18 protein-coding genes are annotated in these 16,530 nt (G+C 48.2%); 7 read left to right on the top strand and 11 right to left on the bottom strand.

The features are described 5' to 3' along the window. Nucleotides 1–203 precede the first annotated feature (203 nt). Nucleotides 204–665, top strand: a complete 462-nt coding sequence (locus tag U9P07_04105) for a PaaI family thioesterase (protein ID MEA2108582.1) — start codon at nt 204–206, stop codon at nt 663–665. 15 nt (nt 666–680) lie between these two features. Here the strand turns inward: U9P07_04105 and U9P07_04100 are convergent, their stop codons facing one another. From U9P07_04100 to U9P07_04065, 8 genes are all read right to left on the bottom strand, one after another. Beyond that, complete coding sequence (locus U9P07_04100) at nt 681–914, bottom strand: thioredoxin family protein (GenBank protein MEA2108581.1); 234 nt, start codon at nt 912–914, stop codon at nt 681–683. An 83-nt stretch (nt 915–997) separates the two neighbouring features. Then, nucleotides 998–2,296 carry a permease gene (locus U9P07_04095; protein ID MEA2108580.1) on the bottom strand — a complete coding sequence of 433 codons (1,299 nt, stop codon included), beginning with the start codon at nt 2,294–2,296 and terminating at the stop codon, nt 998–1,000. Nucleotides 2,297–2,380: 84 nt separating this feature from the next. Next, the gene (locus tag U9P07_04090; GenBank protein ID MEA2108579.1) at nt 2,381–2,698 is read right to left on the bottom strand and encodes a metalloregulator ArsR/SmtB family transcription factor; all 318 of its coding nucleotides are present in this window, start codon (nt 2,696–2,698) and stop codon (nt 2,381–2,383) included. Nucleotides 2,699–2,796: 98 nt separating this feature from the next. Continuing rightward, the gene (locus U9P07_04085) at nt 2,797–3,885 is read right to left on the bottom strand and encodes an ABC transporter ATP-binding protein (protein ID MEA2108578.1); all 1,089 of its coding nucleotides are present in this window, start codon (nt 3,883–3,885) and stop codon (nt 2,797–2,799) included. Next, entirely contained in the window at nt 3,882–4,652 is a 771-nt protein-coding gene (locus U9P07_04080; protein MEA2108577.1) for an ABC transporter permease, read from the bottom strand. Before U9P07_04080 ends, U9P07_04085 begins: the two co-directional genes overlap by 4 nt. A 37-nt stretch (nt 4,653–4,689) precedes the next feature. Continuing rightward, nucleotides 4,690–5,538, bottom strand: coding sequence for a molybdate ABC transporter substrate-binding protein (modA, locus tag U9P07_04075; GenBank protein ID MEA2108576.1), 849 nt, complete (start codon nt 5,536–5,538; stop codon nt 4,690–4,692). 4 nt (nt 5,539–5,542) lie between these two features. After that, a complete protein-coding gene (locus U9P07_04070; GenBank protein MEA2108575.1) occupies nt 5,543–6,181 on the bottom strand; it encodes an NTP transferase domain-containing protein in 639 nt (212 codons plus the stop codon). Nucleotides 6,182–6,195: 14 nt separating this feature from the next. Further along, nucleotides 6,196–6,921: a DUF364 domain-containing protein gene (locus U9P07_04065; GenBank protein MEA2108574.1), complete on the bottom strand. Its 726-nt coding sequence runs from the start codon at nt 6,919–6,921 to the stop codon at nt 6,196–6,198. 321 nt (nt 6,922–7,242) lie between these two features. On the opposite strand from U9P07_04065, the gene U9P07_04060 reads away from it, so the two are divergent. From U9P07_04060 to wtpA, 3 genes are all read left to right on the top strand, one after another. Further along, nucleotides 7,243–8,622, top strand: coding sequence for an alginate export family protein (locus U9P07_04060; protein ID MEA2108573.1), 1,380 nt, complete (start codon nt 7,243–7,245; stop codon nt 8,620–8,622). A 35-nt stretch (nt 8,623–8,657) separates the two neighbouring features. Beyond that, nucleotides 8,658–9,542, top strand: coding sequence for a substrate-binding domain-containing protein (locus U9P07_04055; protein ID MEA2108572.1), 885 nt, complete (start codon nt 8,658–8,660; stop codon nt 9,540–9,542). 145 nt (nt 9,543–9,687) lie between these two features. Further along, on the top strand, nt 9,688–10,674 hold the full coding sequence (gene wtpA, locus U9P07_04050; GenBank protein ID MEA2108571.1) for a tungstate ABC transporter substrate-binding protein WtpA: 987 nt from the start codon (nt 9,688–9,690) through the stop codon (nt 10,672–10,674). Between the two features lie 94 nt (nt 10,675–10,768). Here the strand turns inward: wtpA and U9P07_04045 are convergent, their stop codons facing one another. Then, the gene (locus U9P07_04045) at nt 10,769–10,921 is read right to left on the bottom strand and encodes a hypothetical protein (protein ID MEA2108570.1); all 153 of its coding nucleotides are present in this window, start codon (nt 10,919–10,921) and stop codon (nt 10,769–10,771) included. On the opposite strand from U9P07_04045, the gene U9P07_04040 reads away from it, so the two are divergent. Beyond that, complete coding sequence (locus U9P07_04040) at nt 10,920–11,627, top strand: DUF364 domain-containing protein (GenBank protein MEA2108569.1); 708 nt, start codon at nt 10,920–10,922, stop codon at nt 11,625–11,627. The genes U9P07_04045 and U9P07_04040 overlap by 2 nt on opposite strands. Nucleotides 11,628–11,636: 9 nt before the next feature. Here the strand turns inward: U9P07_04040 and U9P07_04035 are convergent, their stop codons facing one another. Further along, the gene (locus U9P07_04035) at nt 11,637–12,689 is read right to left on the bottom strand and encodes a galactose-1-phosphate uridylyltransferase (GenBank protein MEA2108568.1); all 1,053 of its coding nucleotides are present in this window, start codon (nt 12,687–12,689) and stop codon (nt 11,637–11,639) included. A gap of 77 nt (nt 12,690–12,766) precedes the next feature. Here U9P07_04035 and U9P07_04030 point away from each other — a divergent pair, with 77 nt between their 5' ends. Both U9P07_04030 and U9P07_04025 read left to right on the top strand, forming a co-directional pair. Then, nucleotides 12,767–13,558, top strand: coding sequence for an ABC transporter permease (locus U9P07_04030; protein MEA2108567.1), 792 nt, complete (start codon nt 12,767–12,769; stop codon nt 13,556–13,558). Between the two features lie 58 nt (nt 13,559–13,616). Continuing rightward, nucleotides 13,617–14,669 carry an ABC transporter ATP-binding protein gene (locus U9P07_04025; GenBank protein ID MEA2108566.1) on the top strand — a complete coding sequence of 351 codons (1,053 nt, stop codon included), beginning with the start codon at nt 13,617–13,619 and terminating at the stop codon, nt 14,667–14,669. A gap of 363 nt (nt 14,670–15,032) precedes the next feature. Here the strand turns inward: U9P07_04025 and U9P07_04020 are convergent. Then, the coding region (locus U9P07_04020; GenBank protein ID MEA2108565.1) for a hypothetical protein at nt 15,033–16,530 on the bottom strand (1,498 nt) is incomplete at its 5' end.

Below are 16,530 nucleotides of genomic sequence, written 5' to 3'. Positions count from 1 at the left end.
CCGTCCATGGCCTGCCTGTGCGTGCCGCACGCAGACAGGCCGGCTTCCGAGGCGTCCGCCGCGAATCACATCGTGTGATTCGTTCGGCGGCCAATACCGCCTGCCTGTCGGCAGACAGGCTATGAGCCAAGCCCGAACATCCTGCTAATATATCCCTGGCAATGCAAGTCAGGAAGTTGAGAATATATGTTAATGGATAATCCATGCAAAAGCTGAATGAAGAGTACCTGCATAAACTGTATGAACTGATATCATCCAGCCCTTTTCCACACCATATGCGGATGAAGTTGATTTCTATTTCCTGGGATCAGGCAATGGTGGAGCTTGAAATGGGAAACTGCCACCTGCAGCCCTATGGTATTGCTCATGGCGGGGTGCTGGCGACGCTCATTGATACAGCAACCTTCTGGGCTGCTTTTGCCAGGCTGCCGGAGGATGCCGGCCTGGTAAATGTGGATCTCAAGCTCAACTACCTGAAACCGGTGCAGTCCGGTTTGTTGACCGCTGAGGGCCAATGCCTCCGGCCGGGGAAGACCATCAGCTATGCTGAGGCCAGGGTGGTGGATGCCCAGGGAGACCTGGTGGCCCACGGGGCCTCAACGCTGATGGCCCTGCCGGGAAAAGGTTTTAAAAAACTGGATCTCCCGAAGTTTCTGGATTCATAGCCCGGCAGTCAATGTTCAATCAAGCATTTTTCCGATGTCATCAGGTGAGAGAACTTTGCCGCTGGCCTTGACCTGATCATCTATGACGATGGCCGGAGTTATCATCACCCCGAATGTGACGATTTCATTAAGATCGGTTACTTTTTCCAACTCATAATCAATCCCAAGGTTTTTCGCTGCAGATTCCGCATTTTCTGCCAGCTGCTGACATTTTTTGCAGCCGGTGCCTAAAATTTTGATCTTTTTCATTTTCTCCTCCTGTTTTTATATTTTTAGTTCTACCTTTTCCCATTCCACTTCGGCTGTCTTGCAAAATGAGAATTTTTTGCCGCCTAAAAAAATGTTCCATATAACATCCCGGTGATGGTGGACATGACCACCACCAGCGAGACAAAAACAACCGTTTTTCTGGTTCCCATGGCACTGCGGATAACCAGCATGTTGGGCAGGGACAACGCCGGCCCCGCCAGAAGCAGGGCGAGAGCCGGTCCCTTGCCCATGCCGTTGCCGATCAGCCCCTGTAAAATCGGGACTTCAGTCAGGGTGGCGAAATACATGAAAGCACCGGCAAAGGAAGCAACGAAATTTGCCGATAAAGAGTTGCCTCCCACCGCCTGGTTTACCCAGGTTGAAGGAATTAATCCTTCATGTCCCGGGCGACCAAGCAGGGCGCCGGCAATGGCTACTCCAAAAAAAAGTAATGGCAGAATTTGCTTGGTGAAGCCCCATGTCTGGCCGAACCATTCTCCGGTTTCATCCTGTCGTTTGCTGGTGACCAGGGAGAGGGCAACTATTCCGATGATGAAGGGAATAAGCGGCCGGTGAGGAAAAATAAAAGCTGCGGCAATTACCGGGAAAGCAGCCAGGATTATTTGTCGGCGGCTGATTTTGAACCAGAGAGTCAGCATGATGCCCAGGGCCAGGGAAAAACCGGCGGTTATCAGCCATTTATGGGTGTAGATAGCCGGCCAGATCCCGGATGAAGAGGTTGGCTTTCCCCAGTTGGCAAATACCAGGATGCCGATCATGGAGGCGAAAAAAAGCCCGTTCTGCCATAATGGTCGTTTGATTTCAGGTTCGGGTAAAGTCATTTGCAGGCTGGCTTTTTCCAGCTCTTCGCGGCGAAAAATAAAGTGCATTGCCAGGCCGATAATAATGCTGAAGAGGATGGCCCCCAAAGCCCGGGCTATTCCCAGCTGGTATCCTAATACCCGGGCGGTCAAAATGATAGATAAGACATTGATTGCCGGACCGGCATAGAGAAAGGCGCTGGCTGGTCCCAGGCCGGCACCCATGCGGTAGATGCCGACAAAAAGCGGCAAAACCGTACAGGAACAGACTGCCAGCACGCTGCCGGAAACGGAGGCGACCCCGTAGGCCAGTATCTTGTTGGCCCGGGCTCCCAGATATTTCATTACCGATTCCTGGCTGAGAAAAACGGCGATGGCACCGGCAATGAAAAAAGCCGGTATCAGGCAAAGGAGAACATGTTCCCGGGCATACCATTTAAGCAGGTAAAAGGATTCAAGGATGGCCCGGTCAAAGGTGGAATTCCCTACCGGCAGGCAGAAACAGGCCAGAAACACGGCAATAATGATGGCCAGTGGCTTCCATTCGTTTTTCCAGTTCATGAAACAGCTCCTGAAATAATCGACCAGCTTTTATTAAAAATGACTATTTGGTTTATTAGGCAAATAGTTGGCAAAAAAAAGAGTCTACGATCTATTAGTCGGGAAATTAATAACCGACTGCGTTGTCGCGACCTGGACGCAGTTGGAAAAATCCAGAATGCAGGGGGTTTTTAAAGAATAAAAAACCTGTAGTCCACGTTTTTCATCCTTGACTATGCCGGCATTGCGCAAAACCGACAAGTGCCGCGAAACTGTTGAGGTGTCGGCACCGACCATTTCCGTCAGTTCGCAGACACATCTTTCTCCCTTTCCCAGCTCTTCCGCAATAAAAAGCCTGGTGGGATGTCCCAGAGCTTTGAAAACGGTGGCCCGGTGTTTCAGCTCAGGATCGTTGACAATCATATTCTCTATACCGGATGAAAATGTTTCAGCTTGAAAGTTAGAACCTATTTGGCAAAATACGCAATTAAGAGAAGATTGTCAAGGTTATTTTTCCAGTTCTAGTCCTTAAAGACGATAATATTGGGCTGCCAGAGAGCTATTTTGATCCTTTTCTGTTCATAAAGGTTGTGTCTGCTCAAAATATAGAGTGGAAATTTCAACTCGAAATCATAGTCATCGCTACTGCTGCCGTCAACCTTGACAAAGAGGAGGGCGCTTTCCGGATAGAGGATTATGTCCTTGATGATTCCCTCATACACATTATCAGCCAGCTCGGCTTTGACCGGGTAGGTGGGGTTGATGATTTTGATATCCTGGGGTCTGATGCACAGGTTTATTATGCCGTAAAGTTCGGTTTCGCTGGTGAAAACTATGTTTATTCCCCGACTTTTGATGCTGTAGATGCCGGCTGTTTTTTTATGCACCTCGCCGGAGAAGAAATTCCGGTAATTTAAAAACCCGGCTATTTTTTTGGTTGCCGGCCTTTCGAACAGGGTTTGTGCCTTTGCAACCTGCCGGATGCCGCCGTCGATCATGACCCCGATCTGTTCAGCCATGCTGTAGGCTTCCTCAAAGTTGTGGGTGACATGAATGACAGGTATTTTGACGTTTTTTAAAATTTTTTTTAATTCAGACCATAATCTTTTTTTGGTTCCCTCATCGACGGCGGAAAATGGTTCATCCAGCAAAAGCAGTGCCGGTTTGGTTGCCAAGGCTCGGGCCAGGGCAACTTTCTGTTTTTCACCGCCGGAAAGATGCGTTGTTTTGCGGTTCTTAAGATGATTAATATTGAAAAGGGCTAAGAGTGCTGTCGCTCTTTCCTTTATTTCCGTTTCCGGAAAATTTCTCATTCGCATGCCGAAGTTGATATTTTCCTGAACATCCAGGTGGGGAAACAGGGCACAGTTTTGCGGCAGATAGCCGATATTCCTTTTTTCGACGGCGAGATTGGCGATGTTTTTGCCATTAAGAAGTATTTCCCCGGTTTTAACCTGGTTGATTCCCAGGATGCATTTCAGTAGGGTTGACTTGCCGGCGCCGGTTGGTCCCAAAAGGACGAAATAGGTTTTGTCGGTAATAGTCAGATTAATTTTTGTAAATTGAAATTGATCAACGGCATAGCTGAGATTTCTGATTTCCAGGCTCATGCTGCAAGTCTCCTGGTGCCGTAGAGCAAGCTTAAGGAAACCGCCACCAGAATCAGGATGAAGATAGCGGCGCCGTGAATGTCGGCCGATTCAAAGCTGAGGAAAATAGCCGTGGGAATGGTTTCGGTTTTCATGGTGGTAGCGCCGGCAATGGTGATCGTGGCTCCAAACTCACCCACGGCCCGGGCCCAGACCAGCAGAAAGGCCGACAGGATTCCCTTGCCAGCCAGCGGCAGGGTAACTTTTTGAAAAGTTTTGAATCGCGTGCAGCCTAAAGTCCGGGCGATGTTTTCAAACTCCGGATCAATGGCTTCAAAGGCTAGCTTTATCTGCCTGATTCCCAGGCCGATGATGACGAAAAACTGGGCCACCATGATGCCTTTAACCCCGAAAACAATCCCCCCCGCCAGGTTCTCGATTATGTGCCCGATATCAGTATTTAAAAAAATGAGGACCATGGCCCCCAAGGCAATGGGGGACAGGACCAGCGGCAGGTCCAGCAAGGTGTCGACCAGGCTCTGGAAGCGGAAATGATATCTGGAGAGATAATAGCCGATGGGGATGGAGAAAATTGTTGCCGCCGATGAGGAGGCTGTAGCGGTCAATAAGGACAATTTTACCGCGAACCGGATTTCGTTGAAGTTTAGCTGGCGGATCGATTGAGAGACAAGAAATTCTTTGATGATGGCGCAGAGAAAGAGAACCAGGATCGCCACCAGCAGCCAGGTCGTGAATTTCAACGTCAAATTGAAGATTTTATTGCTCATGGCGGTTGGCTTTGTTTTTTCCAGTTAACGGCTGTTGTTAACGTTTTTGGATGAGCTGGAGATATTTTCCCGGCAGGATGCACTCTCCGCCGATGGTGGCGTGTTCAGTAAACGATAACGCAATGGCTTTGTCCGCCACGTAGCCCCATTTCTGATAGATTTGTTTTCCTTTTTCCGAAATGACGAAATCAATGAATTTCTGTGATTCGTCTTTATCTTGGGCGTAAACAGGAATAGTAATGGGGATATAGGATATCCTGGGGAGACATTCCGGTTCTAACGGGATAAAATCCATTTTGTCCGGGTTCCAGAAATGCAAAACCCGCCAGCCTATAATGGCATCAACTTTGTTCAAGGCTGCCAGATTGGCGGTTTTGGAACAACTGCCGCCATAAACCACCACATTTTTCATTACCTGTTCGAGCTGGTGATTTTTTTCCAGCAGCTCGAGGGCATATAATCCCATACAAACGGTGTCCGGGTTGCCGATTCCCACCTTCATGCCGCTATTGCCTAAACCCTGAAGAGTTCTAATTCCTTTTGGATTTCCCTTCGGGGTAATGATGGTGGGGATGAGATAGCATACCTGTCGGGTGGAGTCAGGGAAAATCAGGTTTTTATTCCTGGCTTTGATGATGTAATCGGGGGAGCCCGGCAGGTAAATATCGCCCTTTCTGGTCAATTCAATCTGCGACAGCAAGGTTCCCCCGCTGCCGTAAAGCAAATATACCTTGATGCCGGTTTCCTGTTCATAGAGGTCGGCGATTTCCTTCATGGGGGGTCTGTTGGCGGAGCCGCACATGATGAGGAGGCTTTTCTCACTTGTTTCCCGGGAGCAGGCAAAAAAAATCAACGATAAAAGTAAAAGAACAAGCAGCTTCCTCATTGGTTCACCCCTCCACATTAACGTATAATATATCTTCTTTATGCCGCTTGATAATGTGAGGTATGCCAAGTTCTTTTCGTATTTTAATAATATTTGCCTTGTATTTGGTCGAGAAAATGAGCGGGTGCGATGGTTTCCCGGCTGAAACCGGAATGATAATCCCCTTTTTCTCAGTTTCTGCTTCTTTGATGGCGGCTGTAAGTCGCAGAAATGTATCCTGGGTGATGGGTTTGTTGAGAAAAGAGAACATGAAAAAGCTGTCGCTTTCATCGAGACAGGCGATGCCTGCTTTCAGCGACGTAACAATGGGATGCTCTTTTTTCTCCGTTTCAATGACCAGTAGATTCTGATGGTCAAATTCACGCAGGCATGGTTCCGTTTCCCGGCTGTAGACCACGATTGTTTTGTTGAACAGCATAGCTGATCTATTGATCGTGGTGATACTTTCTCTCCTTGTGTGACGATCACACTGCTTCGCTGCTAAAACTATCAGGGCCGGCTTCTGCTGTGCCGTATTTCGGGGCAGTGGGGAAAGCATCGCTACCGGCTGGTAATCCCTGGTGATGATAATATCCTCTTCCAGCTCAGCGATGATTTTGAGCAGGTTATGTTTGGCAGTAGTTATGTTAATGACCTTTTTCATCGATGCAGATCGTTTTAGTGGGCACAGGGACAGTAGCGTTGTAATTTGTGGATGGCGGCCATCCCGGCTATGGTTACTCCGTAAAAAACAACAGGTTTGTCGTGGATAAACCGGTCTGCGGTGGCGTTGACACTGGTGGATCCGGTGGCCAGGATGATATCTCCCCAGGACAATACCTCCTCCGTTTTTTCAGGTCCCTCAATGGTCAGGCCGAATTTTTCCCCGCCCTGGTTGTCTTCGTCAAGGTCAATGACCCTGAGCTCGAAAGAATTCTTAAGTTTGTCTATCATGGCGGGCTGGAAACCAATAAAAGCGATTTTTGGTTTTCCATAGTGTTGTTTGATATAGCCGGGCAACTGGGACGCGCAGATGCCGGGTTCCTGATCCCGGCAATGAATTGTGTTTGAGATCTGGTCATAATGTCGCATGATGGCATTGAGCCCGGCGATATACATCGCCCGTTGAAAGTTATTTTTCAGGGGCAGGGTGAGAAGCTCCCTGACCGAGCCGGTAAATTCACCCGGCATGTCAGTATAAGCCTGTCCTTTGGTCTGCTTGAACACAGCCTCAACCATAACTTCCCTGCCCTTGAGCAATGGGAAGTCCTGGCGCTCCGGATCACCGATAGCCTCTTCAGGGGTAAGAGTCCTGGCGGAAATAACCTTGATTGTTTCGTCTATAATTCGGTGTTGATCTATAAGTTCTTGCAGAAATTTCCTGGAATCCTGGTAAAAATCCATCTTAGGCCTCCTGTAGTTGCATTTTTATGGTCACTATAATGCAATAAAACTCATGTTTTGTCAACGGTTATTGTGTCTCTGGTGACTGGCAGTGAACAAAACTGAAGATTATTTTGGCTTTTCATTAAACTGGTAATCATCTATACGGGTTAGTAAAAGTTATTTTTGGTAATTATAGGTAATTATTAGGCTTGAATTTAGCTTTATTGAATGCTATGTAGCACCATCATATAAGTCAAAGTGAGAGGTTTGCCGAGACACGTTGGAAGCTGGAGGGATGTGCGGTGAAAAAATGGAAAGAGTTCTTTGAGAGAGGATGGCATGAAAAATTTGAAAAAATGGGTGCCGAAGGGATTAGGTTGTATTGCGATTTGGGTTATCACTTTTTTCCTGGGGATTTTTCCTGTCCTGGCAGAATCACAAAAGCTGTCATTCGGCCTGGAGACCCGGTTCCGGTTTGAGTCTCAGAATAACTTCAACCTCAAATATTACGGTCCTCAGCCGCCAAAAGGTGATGCTACTGACGGTTTTCTCTTAAGCAGGGTTCGTGCCGGTTTTGACTACCGGCCGAATGAAACCCTGCACCTTACCCTGTGGGTTCAGGATGCGCGGATATGGGGGAGTGGATTTCACGACCGTGATTTTTATTCGGGCTTGGTTAATATGGAACACAACCCCAATGAGGACCGGTGTGAACTTTGGGAAACGTATCTGGAAATCAAAAATCCCTTTACCCTGCCCCTGGTTCTCAAGGCGGGAAGACAGCGACTGTTCTACGGGGACAAACGGGTATTCGGTCCCGGTGCCTGGGGGAATTCGGGAAAGTGGATTTGGGACGTGGTCAAACTTACCTATCCTTTCAAAAAAGGTTTTGTCGATGTTTTTTACGGCAGGACCATGGTCCATGAGCCCATCCAGTTCAGTTTTAATCATCGGCATTTTTATGAATCACTTGGCACCTATGGTCATTTCACCCTGCCTGAGAATTTCCTGGGTCTTTGTATTGAACCCTTTTCAATGACGAAACGGGATACCCACAGACAATATGTTGATGAAGGTGGGAAGAAAGGTAACCTGGACGCGGCTTATGTGGGGATGAGAATATTTGTCAAAGATCTGCGGGGATTTGATCTGGATGCCACCTATATTCGTGAGTTCGGCGATTTCTCTTCTGATACTATTCGAGCGTATGGTTATCATCTTCTCGCGGCCTATAATGTTGCTTCATGTCCCTACCATCCGCGGCTCAGCCTCGAATATTCGCTAGGTTCCGGAGATCATGATCCAAATGATTCCAGGCATGAGACCTTTGATGGGGCTTTCGGCGCCCGGGACAAAATGTACGGGCGGATGAATCTTTTCCGCTGGCAGAATATCAGGGATGCCCAGATCAATCTTGAACTGCGCCCTAAGAAATGGATGTATTGCAAGGCGGAATTTCATCAGTTCTGGCTGGATGATGATAAGGATGGCTGGTCATTAAATCGAAAGTTTTATCGTGATAAGACGGGGAATTCCGGAAATGAAGTGGGAAAGGAATTTGACTTTATCGGCCGGTTCGATTTTCTCAAAGGGCACCAGATACAGGTGGGATACGGTCATTTCTGGCCGGATGAATTTGCCGAAAAGCAGGCTTCAAGCAAGCAGGCTGATTGGGTTTTCTTCCAGTGGCAATATAAATTTTCATGGGGAATTTTGTAAAAAGTATAATGTGAAAAAATGAGGAGTATAGTGAAATGATGAAAAGGTTGGGAAGGTTTTTTCTTTCTGTAGCAATGGTCTTGATCCTTGTTTCTTTTGTTCTGGTTCCATCTTCGGTGGAGGCTCATGGCAAGCCGGCTGCTGTTTATGGCCAAGGGGAATCGGCTTTGGTGGTGGCCACCGGCAGTCCCGGGGCGTTGGGGCTGGTCAAAGCATTGTCAGCTCCCTTTTGTTTGGAGAATAACTGCCGGTTGATCTGGTTTAAAAAGGGGAGTGGTGCTTCTCTTGCCTTTATGAAAGCGGGAAAATGTGACGTTATCATGGTTCATGCTCCGGCGGTGGAGAAAAAGGCGGTTGCAGAGGGCTGGGCAGTTAATCGAACTGTTTTTGGGGCCAATGAGTTTTTTATTGTCGGACCGAAATCCGATCCGGCCGGGATTGAAAAAGCGAAAACAGCCAAAGAAGCATACACCATGATTGCCGGAACCGGGGCCAAATTTTTTTCCCGGGGAGACAATTCCGGTACCAATAAGCGGGAACTAAAGATTTGGTATTTGGCCGGAATTAAACCGGCCGGTAGCTGGTATATCATAACCCATGCCTTTATGGGTCCGACCCTGATGCGTGCCGATAAGGAAATGGGTTATTTTATGACCGACAACAGCACCTATTACGTGAAAAACTCCAAGTTGAAGCATGTGTTGCCATTATTCAAAGGAGATCCTCTGCTTGTCAACGTTTATCATGCCCTGATGCCGAATCCGGAAAAATATCCCGGAAGAAATACGAAACTGGCACAGCGGTTTATCAGTTTTGTCGCTTCCGAAGAAGGACAGACAATTATCAGAACGTACGGGGTGAAAAAATACGGCCGTCCGCTCTATCAGGATGCCGAGACCGCGAAAAAATTGGAGAATTAGTGCCTTACAGGTTATTTTCTTGTTTGAAAAATAAGAAAATGTTCTGATAAGTGCACTTACTTGCGGGCGTAGCCCGCGTTAGGTTTAATTTGATGTTGTCATGTTTGAATGATATATGATGAAGATATTTTGACGGGAGGTTCTGATGTTTTTACTGAAAAAAAGTTTTTATTTTATTTTTATTTGTTTTCTGGGTGTTTTTCTTGTCCTGCCGGTTGCAGCTGTTGCCCAGCCGGCCGGTAAACTGATTATCTTTCATGCTGGCAGTTTGACGGTTCCCATGGTATCCATTGAGCGGGCGTTTGAATCCCGTTACCCCCAGGTTGATGTCCTGCGGGAAGCCGCCGGCAGTCAGAAATGCGCCCGCAAGATTTCTGAGCTGAAAAAACCGTGTGATATCATGGCTTCAGCGGACTATAAGGTGATTGACAAATTACTGGTTCCGGAATTTGCCACCTGGAACATCAGGTTTGCCAGCAATCGGATGGTCCTCTGTTATACTGATACCAGTGCTTATGCCGGGCGGATCTCTCCGGCCAACTGGTATAAGATTATTGACCGTCCGGATGCGTCCTGGGGACATGCTGATCCCAACGTCGACCCCTGCGGCTATCGCTCCCTGATGGTTTTGCAGTTGGCGGAGGATTACTACCGGAAACCGGGGTTGGCAAATCGTTTACTGAAAAATCGTCCTTTGGTAAACATCCGGCCAAAATCCGTTGAGCTGATCTCACTGCTGCAGACTGGAAATATGGATTATGCCTGGGAATATCGGTCGGTGGCCATACAGCATGGCTTGCGTTATCTTGAATTACCGGCTGCTGTCAACCTGGGAGACTACCGGCATGACAATGACTACCGGCAGGCCGTGGTGACCGTAACCGGCAAAAAGCCCGGAACCACCATGGACATCAGGGGCAAGTCGATTACCTATGGAGTTACCATGATTAATAATGCTCCCAACCGTGAGGCGGCCGAAGCGTTCATGGCCTTTTTCCTGAGTCCCGAGGGAGGCTTGCAGATTCTCAAAACCGCTGGCCAGCCGCCTCTTGATCCGCCCCGGGTTGCCGGTCAGGATGATTTTAAACAACTTACCCCGGCATTGAAAAAACTGGTGACTGTCGGACAATAGGACGGAAATAACAGGAATTTTCTGACTTGTATTGCCAGAGATATATTATGGGATATTCGGGCTTGGTTCATAGCGGTATTGGCCGCCGAACGAATCACATGATGTGATTCGTTCGGCGGACGCCTCGGAAGCCGGCCATGGACGGCCGGCGAGAATGAGCGAGAACCATGCCGGAACATCCCGATAAATTTTTTCCAGTTGTTTTTATAGTAACTAAGAAAGTTGAGTAATAACAGGAAGATGTCATGAATGATCCACTGGAATTATTAATCAACCGCTACGGTTTTGATCCCGCATCCATCAGGGAGATAGTCAGCGGCAGCAAATATTGCGCTGTTGTTTTAGATGATGGCCACCTGGGAGTCTGCGCGACCCTCGGCAACCTGGTGGAAACCGAGCCTCGATCGTTGAGTAATCCGGACCTGGGAAAAAACAGCCACCGGATTGTTATCAATGCCTATTTCAATGCCCGGCTGAATCCGAAAGCCGACTGTATTAATAATAAGGATATTCTGGACATAGCTGATTTCCGTGAATACGACTCGCCGGTGATGATCGGACTTTTTAAACCGGTAGTCAAGAGGCTAAAGGAAATTGATGTCCGCCTGGCAATTTTCGATCCCCGGCATGATCCGGAGGAGAATGAAGGTCTGCTGCCCGAGCAGCTGCAGGAAGAATACCTGCGGCAGGCGGACGCGGTGATTCTTTCGGCTACGACCATTTTTAACCGGTCTTTCAGCCAGGTAGTTGCCAAAACGAAAGATTCCTGCGATATTTTTGTTCTTGGACCGTCCACTCCACTGGCTGCTGAGTTGTTTCAACATCACAATGTTCGCGCCCTGTTCGGGACGGTTTTTGAACCCGATGATCAGCGGGTGCTTGAGGTTATCAAAGCCGGGAAGGGGACCAGGAGTTTCATCAAGTTTGCCAGTAAGTCGGTTTTGGAAAAATAGGGAGAGGCACTATTTTTTCTGCCAGAATTTTCCGGCCATTTCTGCGGTCTGCTCCGGGGAGCTGAAAGTTGCCATATCTCCCAGCATGACTTCAAAGCCGGTATGGTCGTTTCTGGACCATTGGTCAAAATTTGACCTCACCAGGATTCTGAGTCGCATTTCGAGCCGGCTGTTTTCCTGCTCAACGGCTGACAGCCCCAGGTTATAGCCGTTGTGGTTAAGACTTCGATAAAATTTCTGGGTGTTGATGACCCCGGCAGCCAGATCGTGCCAGTGGTTTTCATTCATTTCCTGCAGGGAAACCACGCCGGGCAGGATGGCCCAGATTTCATAAAAACCTTCGGGGGCAAAAGCCGCCAGCCAATGCCAGTCTCCGGTCCGGCCTATCAGCCTGTTTGCGTCTTCCTGTTCGTGGACGAGATAATCCGAAAAAAGCAGGTGGCCGGTTTTTGCATAATAATCCGCAGTACATTGTTTAAGAAATTTGGAAATATTAGCGGGAATCCGGTCCGCGTGGACCTGGAGATGGGGATGGATCAGCGATCCGCCTGCTGAAGGCAGGTGGTTCTGGGTGATGGCCAGGTAAACCGCTTCATTGTCAGTTGCCTGAACCTTTTTGAGGTAATGGCTGCAGTTGATAAAACAGTCAGCATAGGACTTTGGGGAAGCGGTGCCGATTTCCACAAAGTGATGGTTGTCGAAGACGCTGACGGCGGAATACCGGCCATAGGGAAAAAGGTTGGGGAAAAGAACCGCTTCGCCGTATTCAAGTCGTGGAGATTCCGCCAGACCGGCTGCCAGCATGGGCGTTCTTTTATACAATTGAGGGCGGCAGAATGGACATGAAGCGGTATGGTTAGCGCCCGGAGGTGGTTCAGGGAATAATGACTCTCCTGATTCCGCCTCTTTAGCTCTGGCAAAGGTAATCCGGCAGTTTCTGCCGGTAACCGGATCAGTGCGGATTTCAATGGGTTTTTTTGCCGGACTACCGTCGGGCTCGATGATCCTGGCGGTAATTTCTCGTTTCTGAAATGCCAGTGGGGTCAGTGCCGTCTGATTCATTGTTTTAGTTCCTTAAACTGGTAGAAGTGAAAACTTTTCAACCTCTAGCACCTCGTTTCATTAGCTGTCAATGGAGAATGGCATTGGTAAAGAAAGAGCCTTTTTTCTGGATAACTATTTCCTGTGGCTTGGTCATTATGGCTTTTATCCTGCTGCCGCTGGTGGAGATGGTCACGGCGCCAAGCGCCGCCGTGCTGAAAGAAACCATCCAGGATAAAGAGGTCCTGCGGTCAATCTGGTTGAGTCTCTATACCGCCGGGGCTGCCGCCCTGATTTCGGTGATCATCGGCACCCCGTTTGCCTACCTGTTGGCCCGCACTACTTTTCCCGGCAAAAACCTGGTTGAAGCTATAATTGATATTCCCATTATCATTCCTCATCCGGTGGTCGGCATCGCTCTGCTCAGCATCGCCGGTCGTAATTACTGGCTTGGCAAGGTTTTCAACGCTCTGGGCATCAGGATTATGGGCAGTGTTACCGGCATTATCATGGTTCTGACTTTTGTCGGTCTGCCCTTTTATCTCAATGCCGCTCGTGAAGGGTTTGCTGCCATTTCCCCACGTCTGGAGTCCGTTTCCCGGAGTCTGGGAGCGTCACAGGTCCGTACTTTTTTCCATATTACCCTGCCCCTGGCCTGGCGCAGCATCCTGATCGGGGTGGTCATGTGCTCTGCCCGGGCAATCAGTGAATTCGGGGCCGTAGTCATTATCGCTTACCATCCGATGATTGCCCCGGTATTAATCTATGAACGTTTTGAATCCATGGGCTTGAAATATTCTCAACCGGTGGCTGTCTGGCTGATTTCTCTCTGTCTGCTACTTTTTTTACTGCTCAGGGTTTTGACCCTGCATCAGAAACGTTCTGTTTGAAGGTGGAATGAACTCATGATTTTATTATGATGAAGGAGAAAGAGGATTTTCTTTGACTATGATCAGTATCCGTAACCTGGCGGTCAATCTGGGGCAATTTCAGCTGGCCCATATCACGCTGGATATTAAGGAAAACGAATTTTTTGTCCTCATGGGACCGACGGGAGCCGGCAAGAGCGTCTTACTGGAGGCCATTGCCGGCCTGGTGCCGATTTCAAGCGGCAGTATAAGGCTGGGTGCGCGGGAGATCAGCAATCTGCCGCCGGAGGAGCGGGGCATCAGCATCGTCTATCAGGATTATGCTCTTTTCCCCCACCTTAGTGTACAACAAAATATTGTCTACGGTCTTCGCTTTCACCGAACAGCCCGGGATAATTCCGGATCCCGTATCCGCAATTTGATTGATATTCTGGATCTCGGTTCCTTGCTTGATCGTTTCCCCGGAACCTTGAGCGGCGGCGAGCAGCAGCGGGTGGCCCTGGCCCGGGCTCTGGCGATTGACCCGGCGGTGTTGCTGCTCGATGAACCTCTGGCTGCCCTCGACCCCCGGTTTCGGGAAGATCTGCGCCAGCATTTGAAAACTTTGCACCAGAACACCCACACCACTTTTTTCATGGTTACCCATGACTTTGCTGAAGCGATATCGCTGGCCGGCCGGGCAGCGGTGATGAATCATGGATGTCTGGAACAAGTCGGTTCCATCCAGGAGATTTTTCAACGGCCGTCATCGCCTTTTGTGGCGGATTTTGTCGGCATGAAGAACCTTTATGCCGCCCGGTTCAGCGGGACAGCCGCAATTATTGACGGTATTTCCCTGGAACTGGGTCATCCCAATACCTCACCCTCCGGCTATGTAGCCATCCGGCCGGAGGACATTGTCCTCAGCCGGGAACCGTTGGTTTCCAGTATCCAGAATTCATTGAAAGGAACGGTAAAAGCTGTTCAGCCATTGGGATTTCATTATGAAATTGAGATCCTGGTTGAGCAGGTTTCGTTCAAGGCCCTGATCACCAAGCAAGCTCTTTTTGACTTGCAGCTCCATGAAGGAAGTGAAACGGTAGTTTCCTTTAAAGCCACGGCAGTTCATCAGCTTCCCGGCTCTTCTGCCTGAAAAATTTCTGGGGTAATCTGTACCATATATCAGAATTACATATCAATTCATTAAGAATACGACTTGATGGTGATTACATCATAAAGGAGGTTAGAGATCCTGCTCTGGGGCCATCAAAGGAGGCCCTGTGGTTGGAAAGTGGGATATGGATTACAATGGTGGTCATTAAGGGTAGCCCAGGATATTGATGGGAAAGCAGTTTCACAAATTCCTGGAATACCCTTATCTTATGAATAAGACTGTGGTTGTCATTTTTAAATTGCGTTCATCCGGAAAAGTTTATTTCCAGATGAACGCGATCAGCCGCAACCATTCAAAACATTATCAAATTGCACTTGCCAATTGAATTCAGGAAAATCCTTTCTATCTCAAAGGTAAAGGACGAAGCGTTATCTGTTTGGTAAATGTGGTAAACCATAAATAATAGTTTTCCAGCGGATTGCCGTTGGCAGGACTGGCCAGGAGGTAAAAATAATAGGTGCCAAACGGCAGATCGGCAAGAGGTATCTCCCCGAACACGGATTCATTGATATTGCCTGAACTAAAAGACATCCATGGGGTCAAACTGTTAGTTAAAATTTCTATGCCTCCTGGGGTGAATAGATAGATATGCTCCGCATCGAGATCGGGGGCATAGAAGGCAAGATAGATGTCCACCGGTGTATCGAAGGCCGGCAGGTTTGCCAGCAGGTTTAAGGTGCTGTCTGGATTTTTGAATCCTAATGGTTTACAGTTTGCCGGTTCCCCGTCTCGTAACGTGCTGCCCTGGTCATCATAATATTCAAAGCTTTGCTGTCCTGCGGGAACAGGCAGGGAAATATTCATGTACTGCCAGAGATCGCTGCCGGCGAGATTAAATGTTAAGTCAGGCATCCAGAAAAAGCTGGAGGCGGTATAATAGGTATTATATGAAGGTACCAGCCAGTCCAGTACCAAATGTCCATCCTGAGAATCGTAGTAACCCACAGCTTTCGCGGTATAGTATTTGTTCTCATCACTGATACCCCCGCCATATTCTATTTTCAGGGAGGTGGCTTCTTTAAACTCAATACGATGACTTTGGATATTCTGCGATTGGTAATTACCGCTGACAGTACCACCGGATCCCATATAACTTACTCCCATGCTTGCCGATATTTCTATTTTTGATGATGTCTGCCGGCTGTTGAAATATAATTCACCTTTTTTGATAAATCCTGAATTAGCATCTGGGCCGATCTCAAAGGAACAGTCATAGAAATGATTCGATGGATAATTAACCAGCTCAGTATTCTTGAAGGGGTAGCTGGTAAGGTCATTCAGGGTATGGATGGAAGAATCATAATAACCCAGTGTGGGGGTTCCGATACTGATCGGCACCGTTACCAGAAGATACTGTGGTTCCCCATCAATCTGCTTCTGGTTTTTATTTTCGTCCAAAACTGGATACTCAAAGACATCATAGATAGTGGTCAGGGAAAACTTGCGGTCAGCCTGATCAGCGATCAGTCCTTCTCCCACCTGGATGGATTTTGATTCACCGCTCTGTGTCTTTTTATTTTCATTGTATTTCATGCCCAGAGAAACTTTTGCCTTTGCTATGCCAACATCGAACCCTCCGGTTATCTTTTCTGAAAAGGTAAAACCACTAACGGCTGTAGCCGTATTGCTGGTGGTTTCGGTTTCACTGTGTTCGTACTCTACTTTAAAATTTCCTGCTTCGTCGTTTACCCCCTCCTGTTTGGGTGGAGCGTTAATTATAGCGATGACCTGGTTATCTATTTCCATCTGCCCTTGGCATATTGGTTCCCCTACGGTTATGGAACCGCCGTCCAGATCACCGATGGCAATCTTTTCCCCATCATTGTGAGCGCTATAATAG

The sequence above is a fragment of the Pseudomonadota bacterium genome, assembly GCA_034660915.1.
Classification (GTDB): domain Bacteria; phylum Desulfobacterota; class Anaeroferrophillalia; order Anaeroferrophillales; family Anaeroferrophillaceae; genus DQWO01.
Note: the sequence above shows the minus strand (reverse complement) of the source record. Positions and strands in the feature narration are given on the sequence as shown.